The following is a 17,694-nucleotide window of genomic DNA, read 5'->3' as shown; positions in this document are numbered from 1 at the left end:
TCAAGGAAAATGTGCTGCCTGTAGGGGAGGATAAGATGACTCTTACTGGACAGAACACGTTCTCTTTACCGCTCGTTATTCATTGGGGGAAATCAGCTCAACACATAATAGCGATAAAGCATTTTCTCAAGATCCTGTTTCATGCTGACAAAAAGCAGGATCTCGATGACCCCATTCTCTTCATCAACATCATACAAACAGCGAAAGTCATCTTCTACTGAGAGACGTTCACAGAGCGCGATTCCCTTATCGGATAGTATGGCGTTGTGCCTGTAACGGAAAGGATCTTGAGAAATGGCCTGCATCGAGGATAAGAACAGCGACTCAGACCACATAGCGGCTTGTTTAATACCGATATAGTGAGATTTATAAGACTCAGCATCCTGCAAAGACCAGACAGCCGTGGGAGCGACTTTAATGGTGTACGAACTGGCCAAATTGACTCCTTGTTTTACGTTCGCGCTTCACGTAATTTTTGTAGGGCTTCCTCTGCGGATATTCCCTGACCGTTTTTAATTTCTTTCTTGGCCGTCATCACCAGCTTCAAGAGTGCGTTAGATTGTCTTTCTCTTTCTCTCTCCAGCAGTTCTGCTTTCCGTTCCGCCGCTGTTTGCACGAAGAGCTCTGCGGAGCCGTTTTTCGTTACATAAACGCCCCCCTGGAACAGTTCAGGGTTGCCAAGGCCTTCACGGGCCGACTTCTGAGACATTGTGGTCTTCATATCACATACCTTAATTAAAACAATGTATTATAGTAAATTTGGCTATAGACGATAGATCCCTGCCATGTGGTATAGCGATCACCCCCATCTTGCTATTACCCGAGGGTAACAGAGTAATGATATCGTAGCCTGCGTGTTAAGGTATAAATTTAGGATAAATTTATACCTGTTTCAATCCCTCCCAGCTCAGCCCAAAACGTGCCAGATATTTACGCAACCGATCGGCATCGTTGGGCTTTTGTTTTTGCTGGCGTGAGACGGCGAACAGGCGACGGCCAGCTTCGGAGAGCGAATGGGAAGTGCGGCAGACATCAAGCACGGTTTCAAGCTGGCGCTGTTCGAAGAGGTCGATGCTGGCGAGTTCGGGCGGTAGTGCGGTTGTCGGGGCGTCGCTCTCCCAACTGGCCCGCAGGCGCGTGATTTCTTCCTCTACCAGTGCCACGGTGATGCGCCCTTGTTCCGCCAGCGTTGCCATGCGAGCGATGGAGGAACCAAGCTCGCGGAAGTTGCCGCGCCACGCTGCTTGTGGTGAGCAAGCGAAGGTGAGGTAGCGCTGTCGCGCGTCTTTATCGAAGCGGATCTGCGCTTGGTGATCGCGTGTGAAACGCTGAATTTCGTACTCAATGTTGGGTTCAATATCTTCCCGACGCTCCGCCAGTCCCGGCAGAGGGAAGGTCCACATGTTGATACGTGCATAGAGATCTTCACGGAATTTTCCCTGTGCGATCCACTCGCGCAGGTTGCGATGCGTGCCAGCGATCAACTGAAAATCGCTGCTAACTTCTTTATCCGAGCCAAACGGAAAAAAGCGTTTTTCTTCAATGGCTTTTAGCAGCATTGCCTGTTCATCCAGCCCCAGTTCGGCGATTTCATCCAGAAACAGCATCCCGCCGTCCGCTTCACGGAGCAGCCCGTTTCTCGCCTGCAACGCGCCGGTAAACGCGCCTTTTACGTGGCCGAACAACGTCGACATCGCGTTGTCGCCGCGCAGCGTGGCACAGTTAACCGCAACAAGTTGACCGCTGACCAGATGGCGGGATTGGCGTAGCTGGTAAATGCGCTGTGCCAGAAAGGATTTACCCGCACCGGTCGGGCCGGTTAAGAGCATCGGCGCGGTGGACCGCAGCGCGACGCGTTCAATCTGGTCAATTAGCGCGTTAAACGTTGTGTTGTGCGTCTCAATGCCGGATTTCAGGAACGAGACAGAGCGCTCCTGCTCATGTTGGAAGCGGCTGGTGAGAGTCGCGTAACGACTGAGATCCAGATCGATGATGGAGTAGATCCCTTGCGGTGCTGGGCGATCTGCTTTTTCCCCCGGTGCGGTTTGTAGCAGCTTGGCGGGCAGATAGCGTGCTTCGGTTAGCAGGAACCAGCAAATCTGTACGACGTGAGTACCGGTAGTGATGTGGACGAAATACTCTTCGTTTTCGGTATCGAACGGGTAGCGGCTCGCAAAGTCCAGAAAGGCGCTGTAGACCTCTTCAAGATTCCACGGGTCGCGCAGTTCAACGGCCTGAAGCGTGACCTGCGTAGTCGGTGACACCACGGCGATATCCTCCGCCACCTGCTGTGCCATTCCTTCATTGCGTGATTGGTGCAACAGTTCCAGACGATCGACGGGAAAATCCGGCTGCTGACACAGGCCGACAGTCGGTCGCCATTTCGTCCAGCGATTCTCCCGTTTACCCCGTTTGTCCAGCGTGGTGCCCAACACACCAATAACGACGCGACGCTTCATGCTATACCTTTATATAAATTATTATCCTATAGGATAAATTTACCTGTTCTTTTGTTTCGTTTCCAGTTTCAGGGATGTGTTTTTTATTTGTTAATTATCAATGCATTATGTTTTTTTTGGGATTGAAAAGGAAAATTGGCACGCCTTTCGCAATATTGCTGGTGAACAATGACAAACAAAGAGAATGAAAAATGGAAGAGATGAAAACGCAGGCTTACGACATGATGTCACCAGTGAATAGCGCGCCAGTAAAAATGTGGACACAGGGGGTGCCCGTGGAGCCGGAAGCCCGTAACCAACTGCTGAATACGGCCAAAATGCCGTTTATTTTTAAACATTTGGCGGTAATGCCGGATGTACATCTGGGAAAAGGGTCGACGATTGGTAGCGTGATCCCAACGCGTGGCGCGATTATTCCCGCCGCGGTGGGGGTGGATATCGGCTGTGGGATGATCGCGGTGCGTACGTCACTGGTGGCCAGCGACCTGCCGGATAACCTGATGGGGCTGCGTAGCGCGATTGAGCGGGCAGTGCCGCACGGACGTAGCGTGTCGCGCTCCAAACGCGATGTCGGTTCCTGGCAGAATCCGCCGCAGACGGTGGATGCGCATTGGGCGCTGCTGGAACCGCGTTTCAAACGTTTGACGGATAAGTATCCACGGCTGCTGAACACTAACAACTATCAGCATCTGGGAACCTTGGGGACGGGTAACCACTTTATCGAAATCTGTCTGGATGAGGTGGATCGCGTATGGGTGATGTTACACAGCGGGTCACGTGGTGTGGGGAACGCGATTGGATCGCTATTCATCAAGCTCGCGCAGGAAGATATGCAGCAGCACATTGCGAATCTGCCGGACCGTAATCTGGCGTACTTCGAGGAAGGAAGCCTGCATTTTGACGATTACATGGAAGCGGTTGAGTGGGCGCAGGATTTTGCCCGTCATAACCGCGAAGTGATGATGTCGCATACGTTGGCGGCGCTGTCCCGTATTGTGACTAAGCCGTTTACCACCCAGCAGGAAGGTGTGAACTGCCACCATAACTATGTGCAACGCGAAACGCACTTTGGTGAATCGGTGCTGATTACCCGTAAAGGGGCGGTGTCGGCGCAGAAAGGTCAGATGGGGATCATTCCGGGGTCGATGGGCGCGAAGAGCTTCATCGTTCGCGGACTGGGGAACGAAGAAAGCTTCTGTTCCTGTAGTCACGGTGCGGGGAGAACGATGAGTCGTACCGCCGCGAAAAAACGCTTCACCGTGGAAGATCAGATCCGTGCGACCGCACACGTCGAGTGTAGAAAAGACAGCGACGTCATCGATGAAATCCCGATGGCGTACAAAGATATCGATAAGGTGATGGCGGCACAATCATCGCTGGTGGAAATTGTGCATACACTGCGTCAGGTGGTGTGTGTGAAAGGATAAGATCATGATGGAAAACGATTATCGTGTTGATGCTGCTATGCGCACGCGAGTGAAATTAGTCTTACAGGATGTAGAAGAACGTTATCAGGTAAAAGTGCTGTATGCCTGTGAGTCGGGTAGCCGTGGCTGGGGATTTGCATCCACAGATAGTGACTACGATGTGCGCTTTCTCTATGTGCATCGGCCGGAGTGGTATTTACGCGTTGAAGCGCAGCGCGATGTGATAGAACTGCCTATCGACGATGAGCTGGACGTCTGCGGCTGGGAATGGCGTAAAGCGCTCGGCCTGCTCAAGCGAGCTAACCCGACGCTGATCGAATGGCTGGATTCGCCCGTGGTCTATCAGGAGGATCGGGAAGCGACGTCCGCACTGCGGGCGGCAGTGCCTACGTGGTTCTCACCGTCCAAGGCTCGTTGGCACTACCTGTCGATGGCGCGTAAGAACTTTCGTAGTCACCTGCAAGATGACGCGGTACGCCTCAAAAAGTATTTCTATGTCCTGCGCCCGCTGCTGGCGGTGCGTTGGATAGAGGCAGGCAAAGGTATGCCGCCCATGCGTTTCTCGCAGTTGCTCGCAGGAACGGTAGACGATCCGCGCCTGTTGGCTGAAATTCATCAACTGCTGGCGATAAAGCAACGCTCGGGTGAGGCGGAATACGGCCCTCGTCGAGACGTTATCCACGCGTTCATCGCGCAAATGCTGAATGATTCTGGTAGCGCGACCGTGTTGGACAGTAAGGCTGCTGACGATACGATGTTGGATACGCTGCTGTACCGGGTGGTGATGGCGTAAGGCGTCTGTCGAGCAACGGAAAAAGAAGAGGGCAGGGAATATGGCATCATACGACTTACTACTACACCAGTTAGAAAAGCTGGTGGTTTCGCCAGATAACTATTATCAGCCTGCGCAGGGTGATGCACTGGGTTCAGCGTCACACCTGATAATACTCACGCGTCACTATAACGGGCATATTCGGCAGCGTGCGGTGCTGTGTTTGGGCTTCATGGGCGACGTCGTGGCATTACCCGCGCTGATTGAACGGGTGAACGATTGGGCGGAACCGGTGCGCCGTGCTGCCAAGCAGAGTGTGCGGCGACTGTTAACGCCGAATAACAACGCGTCTTTTGTCGCCAATTTGCCTGCCATTTTCTGGCTGTTGCAGTGTCAGCGAGAAGATCATAAGCCGTTGGTGGATGAGATCGTCAGCTTTCTGTCCGAGGAGGCGCATGCGCTGTCGTTACTGGCGGGATTGTGTTCGGAAGACAAAACCGTTGCCCGATTATCACTGGATATTCTCGCTGAGCGTGAGCGGTTCCCGTTGAAGCAGATCTTTGGTCAGGCGATGTTGCATCGCGATCCGTTAGTCAGGGCGAACGCGGCGCGATATCTGCTAAGTGCGGACAAGGACGTCGATCACGACGCGTTGACCATTCTGTTGAAAGACTCGTTCGCACCCATCAAGCAGGTGGCGTTGCAGTACGTGATAGACAATGCGTTCCCTGTGCCTGAGCCTCAACTGGTTGCCTTACTGTTTGATAAGAACGCATTGGTACGTCAGCGGGCCTCAACGCTACTGCGAGAACGAAACGGCGATCCGGTTGCGCATTATCTTGCGGCACTGGATCGGGCGAATACCGTCACAGTGCGCAAAATCACGCTCTGGGGGCTGGATGAGCATCGCTATGAAGGTATTATGGCGCTGGCGGAGCGAAATCTGGACGAGCGCTATCCTAGCCTTTATTACAGCGCCCTGCGCATTCTCATTCTGTGTGCTGGTGACGACGCGCGTGAGCAGCTGTTAGCCTCTCTGCGTCACCCCTCGCTGGCTATTGCAAAGGTTGCGCGGAAGCTGTTTTACCAGCAGAAAATTTATCTGTCGCTGCCTGAGCTTCAACGTTGTCTGGAAAGTGTGTCTTCCAGAGAACACATTGAGGTGTACTACTTTCTAGCGCACAAGCTGAACAAATGGGATTGGCTGGTGTTCTTGCTGGATAACGCTAAACCAGAAAATGCCATGCTAACGCAGGCTGGCGTGGCGTACTGGATACAGTGCTTCAACCGTTCGGGCATTCTGCCGAATGCACGGCAGCAGGCGCGTTTGCGGACGCAACTGGATGAACATCCGAACGTCATCTCGCGTGAAAGCCCGTATATCGCCCTATTTTTGTATGGCTGATGTTATCCCTGCGCCAAAAAAATATGCTCACGATGGTATGCCATCTGCGACAGGTTGGACAGTCAGGGGCCGTTATTAGGATTGAGGCGATGCTCTGCTGCTGTTTTCCACGGCTGAATATGGGTGGCAACCAACAACATAGGTTCTTCCAATCCGGTTACGCAGCAGCGTTCGCCGTAGTTGCTGAGCACGCGTTTGCGGAATAGCTGCTGACCAATACGCATTTTAATCTGTGCGAGGCGCTCGCCGCCATGATAATTGCGGATGTCGCTCTCATTGGCCCGTAATGGTGATGGCACGGTTGTCGCTCCCGATATGCTGGCTTCGAGCGATACCATTACCTGTTGGCACTGCTGTTCAAATAACTCAGGATTGCTGTCCATCTCTTGCCACAGCGTTCGGTCGGCGTTGGATGCGTCACGCAAACCGGTGCGGCCAGAATCGATAATAAACGGATCGAGGCTGGCGAGATTCGACAATTTCATTGCCAGCGTAGAGGGCGTGCGGTTAATCAACGTTGCGTAATGAACGATAGTTTTATTCTGCTTATCGAACTTGCCAAACGGCAACTGATCCCGCGTCCAATGGTTGGTGGCAGCCATGCGTTTTCCGTCCGTTCGTTAGCGCATTCGGTTAACTATGCCAGGTCAGTACGTAAAATGCATGTGCTTGCCTGTGGCTGGATAATTGGTGTGTATGGAAAAGGTTCAGTGCGATTTTTGATTACCCTATTAAAATAGTACCGATGGGAAGAAACTATTTAGCTAGGAGGTCGAATACAGCCCACACCGATAGGTTAACTGTAATGGCGAGGTTTAGTGCTATTAGGAACACTGCCTCGCCACACTTTTAATAGCGAGCCATTAAAGTCAGTAGTGAGCTAGTTAATTCTTATATTTACCAAAACGTTAAGACGGTAGTTTTTATCTGTAAACCATGATTTTGCATATAAAGGCAGCGTTCCTTTATATGATCCTTTGGGGAGATATTTATTGTCTTCTTGGTTGTATTCAAAAGATAATTCGAATTTATTGGGTGTGCTGGATCCACACCTTCCTGTACTATTCATTGTGCGTGTTCCACAAAGATCTTTTTTGCTTACTTGAAGATAAAGTGTATTTATATTATTATTTGAGTCTACTACAGGAATATATATATTTGTCTTTCCATAGTCTGACCACCCTAATTCAGACGGTCCTTGTTCCTTATAAGCGCATATGAACCCAACAGAGTCAATATTTGATTCATCATAGTTAAATTCAAAATTATCTTCTGAGTTTTTATCTGTATATAAATTGAGTAAGATACAATATGCATTATTTATAAAATTATTTGGATATTTGTTTGCTATTGAGTGAGAGTTGATTATATCAATTTTTTGGAGCAAATAATTAATGTTTGGTCTATGTCCAATACCATCAGAAACACCTTCGTTGTAATCAGACTGAGAAATAATTTCTCTCATCTTCCATGGTGATAAAATAGAGTTATATTTTTTCCTAGAGTAATCTTGCAGTAGTGCAATTGCACCTGAACATAATGGTGTTGCGCTTGATGTCCCTGAATATGTGCCAGTATAACTCCGATTAACGCCATCTGACTGGAGGCCTCCGTATCCCGTAGTGGCGACGCTCCAGTCTCCCCATGAATTGATAAGTGAGGTTTCGTGGCCATAGTTGGAAAAGCCAACTCTCCTACCAGAGTTATGGGTACATGCACCAACCAGCATACTACCATTGTCACCATAGTTTGTCATAACACTAGGTAAACTTAAATTTAATCCTCCGTTACCCGCAGCCAGAATTACTGTTGCTCCTTTTTTTATCAAAATATCTATTTTGTCCCACCAGGATTTTGAGGATGTGACTGGTAATAATTTATTATTAGATGAAAACTGAATGTCGAGGCTTACAATATCTCCGGGTTGACTATCTCTTACGATAAGATCTAGATCGCCAGTATCATAAAAGTAGTATTTACAAGCATGAGCAATACCTGTAACGCCAAAGCTCTCTTTTGCCGCGACAATACATCCAGTTGATGCAGTGCCGTGGTTACAGTCTTCTGTTTCAGGACGACTGTGAACTACGGTTATATTAGAATTTTTAAAATTTTCATGATTTCGATAAATACCAAAATCTAAATGTCGAATAACGACAGTTGAACCATTGATATCTTTATTCCAGGCTTTTATAATATTCATGCCTCGAGGTTCATTCAGATAGGTTTGCAGTGCATGAAATGATGGGGTAGTAGAAAAAGTATCATGTTCAGTATCATAATTTACGTTATGCAATTCTTTTGGTGGCAGATAATTACTCGTATTTGGTGTAACGCTACAATACTCTACAAAATCTAGATCTTCTATTTTTTCTGCTAGTTCACGTAGTTTTTCAAAATTGGACTCGCCATCATATTTAATATATTCAAATTGATGTGCATTATCATCAATGTCAATGTTTTCTAAACTAATATTAAGTGGGGTGAATGTCAGTGGGTTATTAATGATTCTAAGTCTTTTAAGGTTTTCATAATTACCTTTTTTAATTTTTATTTCCAAATAATATACTTCTATATCATCATGTTTTATATCTATTGTTTTAATTTTTTTATTTTCATTCGCTTTTTCATATCTCAACGGATTAACTGCAGCCAGATCGTGAAAAATAACCTCATTTGAGCGAATGCTATGATGTTCTTCCTTATCATCTGCAAATGACATCTCTACAGTATAGGTGCCAACTTCGTTGACATTAAATAACAAGTTTGAATTTTTTGTATTTACTGAGCTAACAAATAAATTATTAATAAATAATTTGAATGTTTTCTCCTGTTGGTTGCTTTCAGATGCTTTTACTAGTATTTTGTTTGTATTGACATCTATGTATTTAATTATTTCTAATTTCATTTTGATAACCTCGTTTTTTAAGTGTAAATAAAAGCATTGGTAAGTTATTTAAATGTGAAATTACTATGATGGTTATGCCTGTTTGAGCCTTAAAAGCGTTTTAAGACTTTGGGTTTTCAGCAAATAGACAACAATTTTCCTACAGCTGATTATTAGAAAATCAATGAGGGATTAATAATTAAGTATATTGGAGCGGATTTAGAAGTGAATAGCCCATATGGCTGGTATTATTACATCAACGGCAGTGTTTATTTCTAAATAACGTTACACATTGATGCTTCACTTCTCACCATGCGAGGCCAGTACTTGTGGGGGGGCCTTCAGCAAGTGCAACGCTATTATGCAAAGCTATTTAGCAAGATAAAATAACGCCCTCTGCTGAGGGCGTTGCAGTCATTCACTATAATGAGTGCGTCAAACCGGCCACTGGCTGAGTTTGATGCCGCGTTCTTGCGCATTTTCGCGGAAATCTTCCAGCATCGTGCGGACATCGGGGTCGATGTAGTCTGCATTGTCGTGTTCCACAATCACGACGCTGTTGGCGGGGATCTTGTTGAGCAAGCCTTGCAGACGCGGGTTATGCACAAATGTCAGGTTCTGCTGAAAGCTCAGGACAAAGTGATCGCCGTAGCGTGTGAGCTGCATCGCGTTGCGGTGGCTTTTATAAATGCTAAAAGCCAACTGGGTTACGATGCCAATTCCGATGCCTGCCAGCATCCCAAACACGATGATTCCGATAACGGTCGCCGCGAAAGGTACGAACTGTTGTAAACCCTGACGCCACAGCAGCAGGAATTGTTGCGGAGAAGCCAGCTTATAGCCGGTATACAGCAACACGGCTGCCAAGCTGGCAAGCGGGATGACGTTGAGCAAATCGGTCATGAACAGGCCGCAAAGCAGTAGCAGCACGCCGTGCAGCAGGATGGAGAACTTGGTACGCGCACCGGCGTTGACGTTGACGGAGCTGCGTACGATCACAGCAGTAATCGGCAATCCGCCCAGAAAACCGCTGAGCATGTTCCCGATACCTTGCGCGCGCATCTCTTTATCCGGTGAGGGCGCAGGGTGTTGCGGGCGAATTTTCTTCAGCGCTTCCTGACTTAACAACGTTTCCAGACTCGCCACCAGCGCCAAAGTCACCGCGATGACATAAACCGCCGGGTTCTTCCACGCCTGCCAGTCAGGGCGGATCATCTCTCCCATCAACTGTTCCAGACTGCTAAACTCCGGTAGAACAATACGCGGCAGGTTATCGACCATTTCGGAGGATAGGCGATCGCCGTAGACGGTAAATAATCCGCCAAATAGCACGGCGACCAGCGGGCCGGGGAGCCAGCTCAATGCGCTGATTTTCTGCACGGGCTTGGTGGTCCAAAGCCAGAGAATCGCCAGCCCGACTAGACAGACAGTCAGCGCGCTGGCGGAAAATCCGGGTTCGGAAGTGTCGAAGAGCGATTTTAGATCGTCCTCACCGTCCGAGCCGAAGGCAAGTGGAATTTGCTGAATAATCAGCAGGATGCCAATAGAAGACAGCATGCCTTTAATCACGGTGCCGGGGATGAGCGTAATAAAACGTCCGGCGCGCAGCTGGCCCATGATGCATTGCAGCACCCCTGCGAGCATGATCGCCAATAGCAAAGCTGAAAACGATCCCAGACTGGCGATAGAGCCGGAGACGATAGTAACCAGACCGGCGGCAGGGCCGCTGACGGCATAGCGAGAGGGGCTGAACAGGGTGACGATGATACCGCCGACGACGCCGGTCAATAGACCGACAAAAGGAGGAAGACCACTGGCCTGCGCGATACCGAGGCTCAGCGGCAGGGCAACAAGGAAGACGACGAGCCCCGCGGGGATATCATATCGGAGTGTACTCAGGTTCATGGGGATGACTCCTGTTTCTGGGCGTGACGGTGGATGAGTTCTTTCAGATGGCCGCTATGCAGGTCGTAGACACAGCCGAAAACATCAAGCTCAACGCCATTGCGCCAGGCTTTCTGCACCGGCTCACAGGCGATCAGGTGGGCGAACTGTGCCAGCACGTTGGCTTCCACCAGCTGATTCTGGCGCGTGCTTTCATCGGCATCGCTATCTTGCGAAGCGGCAATATGCGGCGAAAGCGCCTGACGCAAATCTGTGATGCGGCGTGAAAGGGCTGAATCCTCCTGAGCAAGCCCCATTTCGGGCAGGTTAACCGCCGCCTGAACACCTCCACAGCCATAGTGGCCGCAGAGCACGATGCGAGAAACATGCAGGTATTCGAGGGCATATTGCAGCACGCTCATGAAGTTATCGTCGTCTGCCACCACCATATTCGCGATGTTGCGGTGAACAAAAAGCTCGCCGGGCGCAGAACCCGTCAGCACTTCGGCAGGCACTCGGCTGTCTGAACAGCCGATCCAGAGCGAGTGGGGCGTCTGGCCCTGCGTATGCTTTCTGAAATAGTGGGGATGGCGTTGGCGGCGCAACGTAGCCCAACTGCGATTTTTGGCTAATAGGGGTTTTAATGTCGTCAAATTAAACTCTCTCTTTAGAAAACACAGGGATATTTCCCGCCCAGTTGGGAAGGAAAACGGAATCATCAACTATTAGCCTTCACTTAATTAAGTTAGGCATAATTAAATTTAGTTCTGGTGTTTTCTAAATTGTGACGTTTATTGAGACTTTTCTTATATTGTTATTTGTTTTCTATATAATTTTTATTTCATTTTAATCCTTTTAAAACAATTGGTTGTGATTTGTTTCTTTATGATAATAAAAAACCATTTTACTTAACCTTCTTTGAGGTTAGGTATTTAATGTTGCATTGATATTGCAATTTATATCCTTATCGGCAAGCCTTTTTGTATAAAGTAATGCATTATTGATATCCAGTTTAATTAGTTAATTAAAGTGACGAGGGTACCAATTATAATTATGTTTGGAAATGTAAAATATATTTTATCTAAATTAACCCAATATAAAGTGTGGAAATAAATAGAGAGAATATATACCCTAAATAATTCGAGTTTCAGGAAGGCGGCAAACGAAGGAATCCCGATGAGCTTACTCAGGTAAGTGATTCGGGTGACTGAATGCAGCCAACGCATATGAAACTTGAAGTATGACGGGTATAGAGGCGGAGTGATGGGAGATATACGGGATATATCGTCTACATAATGAGGTGGAGCCGGGCGGTATCGCCCGGCTAAAAGATCAGTAGATAGCTACTGTTGGTCACCTAAGTCCGAGTTTCTCAAACGAGAATACGCACTATCTTGATAACAGCGCTTGTCGCAAAGTCTGCTGCGGTGCGCTGTCCTCAACCTTGAAACGACTGACCAGCGATTCCATTTCAATCGCCTGTTCATCCAGTAACTGGCTGGCAACGGAAGCCTGAGAAACCAGCGTCGCATTTTGCTGCGTGACCATTTCTAACTGGCTGAGCGCTTCGTTAATTTGCGCGATGCCCAGCGATTGCTCATCGGCGGCGACCGCGATTTCATTCACCAGATCGCGCACTTTACGGGTGCCGACGACGATGTCGTTAATTCCCCGGTTTGATTGATTCACCAGCTTCGTCCCTTCGCTAACGCTGGCAATACTGTCGGCGATGAGCGCGCGGATTTTGCCCGCTTCGTCTGCACTGCGCTGCGACAGCTGACGCACTTCCGCTGCGACGACAGAGAACCCGCGGCCATGCTGCCCCGCTCGAGCGGCCTCAACCGCCGCGTTCAGCGCCAGCAGGTTGGTTTGAAAGGCAATGGCATCAATGGCGGAAACCACCGCATTCACGCGCTGGCTGGCGTCCTGAATTTTTTCCATCGCACCGCTAGCCGACTCGGTAATGGTTCCGACGCGGTGCGCCTGATCGTCCACCTCCGTCGTCAATTGACGCGCCTGTCCGGCAAAGTCGGCGGTTTGTTTCACCGTAACGGTAATTTCTTCCATGCTGCTGGCGGTTTGCACCAGCGAAGCGGATTGCTCTTCGGTACGCTGCGCCAGATCTTGATTGCCGTTGGCGATCTCGCTGCTGGCTTGCCCGATCGTCTGCGAACTGCGCTTAATACTCACCACCATGTCGGCGATGTTTTCCAGTGAAGCGTTATACGCCTGATTCAGTTGTGAAAGCTCGTCGGTTCCCGGCACTCGCAGGCGGCGCGTAAGGTCCCCGCCCATCTCGCGAATGGTCGTCAGCGTTTGCTGAAGTTGCTCGTTGATGCTGCGCATGATCATGGAAGCAAGGCCGAGCGCCATGAGCAGAGAAACCAGCGCACCGGCCAGATAGCTAATCCATGACTGGCGGGCCTTAGCGGCTAAGGTATTCACCTGTGCCGTCAGGTCGTTGGTGGCGAGCTGTTCAATCTTTTTCAACTCATCGATTTTTGCCGTTTGTTGGTTAAACCACTGAGTAGCATCGATATCAAAATTGCCGCCAGGCGAGGTGATGGCCTTATTACGCATCTGAAGTGCGCTCTGTGCAGAAGGATTGCTGAGGGCCTGTTCAAAAGCCCTGCGCAGCTCGGGATTGGCGAACATGTTATAGGCTGTGGTGTAGGCATCTCCCCGGCCAACCATCTGGTTCAGACGTTCAAACATACCAGTAGCAAAGCTATTGGCAGAGAACGCGTTGGAGAGCACGGCGCGTTCAAGCCCAGCCTGTTCTTTGACGTTCAGCAGATTGTAATAGGCCGCCAGCCGCTGGGCGATACCGCCGTCGCTGACCAGATGGGCCATATCCCCGACGATATTCAGCAGATTACTGACCGAGTCGGAATAGTAGCCAATGGCTTGGGCGACGGGTATCGATATGCTATCGACACTGCGGCGATGTTCCGCAAGTTGCTGTGTTTTCTGTGTGACGCGGCCGAGTTCTTCGCTGACGGCATCGCCAAGTTCGGCGCGGCTCAGGTTTGCGGCAGTTTGCTCAAGCACCTGCTGTGCCCGATCGGTGGCTTGCCGCTGCGTGGTGAGTTCCGTGCCAAAATTTTTTCCCTGACTGCCAAAATAGCCCGCGCTCAAACCGCGTTCACGCTGTAACTGGTGGGCGAACTCACCGGCATCACGCGCTAGCGTAATGAGTTTCTCCATGCGGATCATTTCATTTTCCGTGCTGCGACGCTCTATAACGCCGGAAAAACTGAACCATAGCAGGGCAAGAATGGGGGGAAGGAGGGCTAGAATGAACTTACTACGGATCGAGATGTGATGAAGGGATTTCATAGGTGTGCTCCATAGTCTGCAAGTCGTCCGTTCCTGACATGTGCAGTTTGCAAAAGTAGACAGGGGTTTATTTTAGTTTCGGCGCGATAAGACAATGGTTTAGCGCTGACGTCATCATTCCCTCAAAAAAAACCTGTCTATTTTTATTACCACCTTATCAAGAAAAATATATTGCTTATTATTTAGTTGCTTATGTATTTTTTTGTCTTTTTTATGCAATAAGATCGTTAACTTATCATACATCCAAGGTGGTATTTATTTTTGCCACTGTATCGGTATTTTTACAGTCTACATTACGGTGAGTAGCATCGTGACGTTAATCAGTGAAATCAGGGCTAGAAAAAAGATAACGACTCGGAATGCGTGGTGAGAGGGTTTCATATGTGCTCCTGATACGGCAGGCGACAGTACGCCCACCGTGAAGATGATGTAAGGGGTTAGAACCATTGGCCGAAGCGGCGGATATAGGCGTGTTTGACCAACTGAGCGACGGTGCAGTAGCCAATCAGCGTGGCGGCCAGCCACGGGAAATATTCCCACGGTAACGGCTGTAAGCCGACCAACGGCCCTAGCGGAGAGAACGGCAGGTAGATGCCCATCGCCATCACCAGCCCAGTCATCAACATCACAGGTAGCGCTGCCGTACTTTGAATGAACGGAATCTTTTGAGTGCGCAGCATGTGTACCACTAGCGTTTGTGACAGCAACCCTTCAACAAACCAGCCTGACTGGAACAGGGCTTGATGCTCGACGCTGTTGGCAGCAAACACGAACCACATCAGCGCGTAGGTGGTGATGTCAAAAATCGATGACGTCGGCCCGATACACAGCATGAAGCGACCGATATTTTTGGCATCCCATTTGCGGGGCTTGCGCAGGAATTCCTTATCCATTTTGTCCCATGGCAGCGACAATTGGGAGATGTCATACATCAGGTTCTGAATCAACAGGTGGATCGCCAGCATCGGCAGAAACGGAATAAAGGCGCTGGCGACCAGCACCGAAAATACGTTGCCGAAGTTGGAACTGGCGGTCATGTTCAGGTATTTGATGATGTTCCCGAACGTCTCGCGCCCTTTGATGATTCCTTCCTCCAGCACCATTAGGTTCTTTTCCAGCAGAATGATATCGGCAGATTCTTTGGCGATATCCGTGCCAGTATCGACGGAGATTCCGATATCGGCATCGCGCAGGGCAGGGGCATCGTTGATACCGTCACCCAAAAAACCGACCGTATGGTTATTCCCTTGCAACGCTTTCAGCACGCGGGATTTTTGTAGCGGCGTCAGCCTAGCAAAGATGGTGCGCTGTTCCACTAATACACCGAGCTGTTCATCGTTGAGCGCATCGATATCGTTCCCTTCTAATACCTCACCCGGCTCCAGTCCGACATCGCGGCAGATCTTGCTGGTAATAATGGCGTTATCGCCCGTCAGGACTTTAACCGTCACGCCATTTTCATGCAGGGCGCGAATGGCGGCAGAAGCACTTTCTTTTGGTGGATCGAGGAACGTTAGCAGGCCACAGAGAGTCAGGTCGCGTTCATCCTTGGCACTGAGCGGCAGCGTGCTGCCCACAGGGCTCAGTTCTCGGGTACCAATCATTAGCACGCGGAACCCTTGCTGGTTGTAACTTTCTGCTAGCGTCTTCAGCGTGTTGCGACGCTCGCTATCCAGTTCATACCGTTGTCCGTTCTCACTGATATGCGTGGCGACCGCTAGCATTTCTTCTACTGCGCCTTTGCAAATCAGGCGTTGCTGGTTATGTTCATCAGCAACGATGATGGACAGGCGGCGGCGAATAAAATCAAACGGTAGCTCATCGATTTTTCGATAGCGACTCAGTGTGGCGATGGCGGGATTATGACGGCCGAAATGAATGATCGCCTGATCCATTAGATTTTTCATACCGCTCTGGTGCGTGCTGTTGAGCCAGGCGAGTTGCAGTACGTTCTCATCAACCTGACCCTGCGTATTGAGGTGATGTTCGAGGATGATACGGTCCTGTGTTAGCGTGCCAGTTTTGTCGGTGCACAGGATGTCCATTGCGCCAAAATTCTGAATCGCATTCAGTCGTTTAACCACCACTTTATGCCGTGCCATGGCGATTGCGCCTTTCGCCAGATTGGAAGAGACAATCATCGGCAGCATTTCTGGCGTCAGGCCGACCGCGACTGCCAACGCAAACAGGCTGGCCTCCATCCAATCACCTTTGGTGAAGCCGTTAATTAACAGCACTACGGGAACCATCACGATCATAAAGCGGATCAGCAACCAGCTTACGCTGTTGACGCCGCGATCGAAGGCGGTTTGGGAACGCGTGCCGACGATGGACTTTGCCAGTGAGCCGAAGTAGGTGTGGCTACCGGTTGCCACGACGATCGCTGTTGCCGTGCCGCTGGAAATATTGGTTCCCATCAGGCAGATGTTGGATAACGCCAGCAAATCGCTCTCTCCGCCGCAGCTTGTGGGCTGACAGCCTTTGGCGCTGATATCACTGAATACGTCGTATTTTTCGATCGGCAGTGATTCACCGGTCAGTACTGCTTGGCTGACGAACAGATCACGAGATTCCACTAGCCGGACATCTGCAGGCACCATGTCGCCAGCGGAGAGGGTTAGAATATCGCCGGGCACCAACTGTTGAAGCGGAATTTCCTGCATGACAGCGGTAGCGTTGGCGTGGGAGCGGCGCAATACAGTGGCTGTCGTCCGTACCATGGATTTTAGTGCTTCTGCGGCTTTATTGGTGCGAAATTCCTGCCAAAAGCGCAGCAAACCACTCAGGCTGACCATTACCAAAATGATGATCACACCGGTTAGCGATGTCTCTTCGTGATGGCGCAGCGGTAGCCAATAGTCGGTAAAAAAGCTGATGGCGGCTAGCGCCATCAGTACATAAATAAACGGGTTATTAAATGCGGCAACCAACTGCACCAGCGCGTGCGGAGCCTTTTCATGGGCGACACGGTTCTCGCCATAGGCCTGCTGACGCTCAGTGACATCATCATAGGTTAAGCCGTGCAAATGGGTATTCAGGTTAGCCAGTGTTTGATCGAGGCTGTTTTGCGCCTCACGGGCAATGGCAAAGGTGGCCGTAGGCGTTTTACGGGCGCGACGATGCCCCGTTTGCGTGATCGTATCGGTCATGATGCTGCTCTCTTAATGTTGCCTATCCGCCGCGCACGGGCGTGCATCCCAGGTAAAGGGATATAAGGCGGGAAAATGAAGATATTAAGGGGGTAAACAGCGCAGACAGAGAGAATGGAGAGGTCGAGGAAGAAGACGTGTCCTTATTCTAACGGATGCGGTTTACCGAGCCATCGAGGGTGCTCGTCCATGTTGCCTCCTTATCGCCGTGTGGCGAAATATAAAATCAAAATAGTCGTCGGTTGACGAAACAGGGTACGTAGAAACAAAACAGAACATGTAAAAATAGAGTACGTAGTTTAGTGGTGTAACTATAACCGCATTTACCTAAACCGGACGTCAACGTTCGTTCGTGAGTAAGATTGGCGGTCT

The 17,694-nt window shown here is 49.8% G+C and carries 11 protein-coding genes and 1 pseudogene; 3 read left to right on the top strand and 9 right to left on the bottom strand.

What is annotated here, in order from left to right; translation table 11 throughout:
• Positions 1–92 precede the first annotated feature (92 nt).
• The 3 genes from K7X24_RS19775 to rtcR all read right to left on the bottom strand — a co-directional run bounded on the left by K7X24_RS19775 (position 93) and on the right by rtcR (position 2,459).
• Positions 93–437, bottom strand: a complete 345-nt coding sequence (locus K7X24_RS19775) for a type II toxin-antitoxin system RelE/ParE family toxin (protein ID WP_224557974.1) — start codon at positions 435–437, stop codon at positions 93–95.
• Positions 438–451: 14 nt separating this feature from the next.
• On the bottom strand, positions 452–721 hold the full coding sequence (locus tag K7X24_RS19770; RefSeq protein WP_224557972.1) for a hypothetical protein: 270 nt from the start codon (positions 719–721) through the stop codon (positions 452–454).
• A gap of 160 nt (positions 722–881) precedes the next feature.
• On the bottom strand, positions 882–2,459 hold the full coding sequence (gene rtcR, locus K7X24_RS19765; RefSeq protein ID WP_224557970.1) for an RNA repair transcriptional activator RtcR: 1,578 nt from the start codon (positions 2,457–2,459) through the stop codon (positions 882–884).
• Positions 2,460–2,650: 191 nt separating this feature from the next.
• On the opposite strand from rtcR, the gene K7X24_RS19760 reads away from it, so the two are divergent.
• The 3 genes from K7X24_RS19760 to K7X24_RS19750 are packed head-to-tail and all read left to right on the top strand — an operon-like array spanning position 2,651 to position 6,063.
• A complete protein-coding gene (locus K7X24_RS19760; RefSeq protein WP_103157560.1) occupies positions 2,651–3,886 on the top strand; it encodes an RtcB family protein in 1,236 nt (411 codons plus the stop codon).
• Positions 3,887–3,890: 4 nt separating this feature from the next.
• Complete coding sequence (locus K7X24_RS19755) at positions 3,891–4,679, top strand: nucleotidyltransferase domain-containing protein (RefSeq protein WP_411961356.1); 789 nt, start codon at positions 3,891–3,893, stop codon at positions 4,677–4,679.
• A 40-nt stretch (positions 4,680–4,719) separates the two neighbouring features.
• Positions 4,720–6,063 (top strand): HEAT repeat domain-containing protein, encoded by a 1,344-nt coding sequence (locus K7X24_RS19750; protein WP_224557961.1) that lies wholly within the window; start codon positions 4,720–4,722, stop codon positions 6,061–6,063.
• Between the two features lie 68 nt (positions 6,064–6,131).
• On the opposite strand, the pseudogene K7X24_RS19745 reads toward K7X24_RS19750, so the two are convergent.
• The 6 genes and pseudogenes from K7X24_RS19745 to mgtA all read right to left on the bottom strand — a co-directional run.
• A pseudogene (locus K7X24_RS19745) lies at positions 6,132–6,665 on the bottom strand (HNH endonuclease); the annotation flags it as partial.
• Between the two features lie 278 nt (positions 6,666–6,943).
• Positions 6,944–8,971 (bottom strand): S8 family serine peptidase, encoded by a 2,028-nt coding sequence (locus tag K7X24_RS19740; RefSeq protein ID WP_224557959.1) that lies wholly within the window; start codon positions 8,969–8,971, stop codon positions 6,944–6,946.
• 414 nt (positions 8,972–9,385) lie between these two features.
• Positions 9,386–10,855, bottom strand: coding sequence for a SulP family inorganic anion transporter (locus K7X24_RS19735; protein ID WP_224557948.1), 1,470 nt, complete (start codon positions 10,853–10,855; stop codon positions 9,386–9,388).
• The gene (locus K7X24_RS19730) at positions 10,852–11,520 is read right to left on the bottom strand and encodes a carbonic anhydrase (RefSeq protein WP_411961357.1); all 669 of its coding nucleotides are present in this window, start codon (positions 11,518–11,520) and stop codon (positions 10,852–10,854) included. The genes K7X24_RS19735 and K7X24_RS19730 overlap by 4 nt, the downstream gene beginning before the upstream one ends.
• A gap of 703 nt (positions 11,521–12,223) precedes the next feature.
• Complete coding sequence (locus K7X24_RS19725) at positions 12,224–14,173, bottom strand: methyl-accepting chemotaxis protein (RefSeq protein ID WP_224557944.1); 1,950 nt, start codon at positions 14,171–14,173, stop codon at positions 12,224–12,226.
• A gap of 437 nt (positions 14,174–14,610) precedes the next feature.
• A complete protein-coding gene (gene mgtA, locus K7X24_RS19720) occupies positions 14,611–17,322 on the bottom strand; it encodes a magnesium-translocating P-type ATPase (RefSeq protein ID WP_224557932.1) in 2,712 nt (903 codons plus the stop codon).
• Positions 17,323–17,694: the final 372 nt, after the last annotated feature.

This window comes from Pectobacterium versatile (assembly GCF_020166435.1).
Taxonomy (GTDB): Bacteria; Pseudomonadota; Gammaproteobacteria; order Enterobacterales; family Enterobacteriaceae; genus Pectobacterium; species Pectobacterium versatile.
Note: the sequence above shows the minus strand (reverse complement) of the source record. Positions and strands in the feature narration are given on the sequence as shown.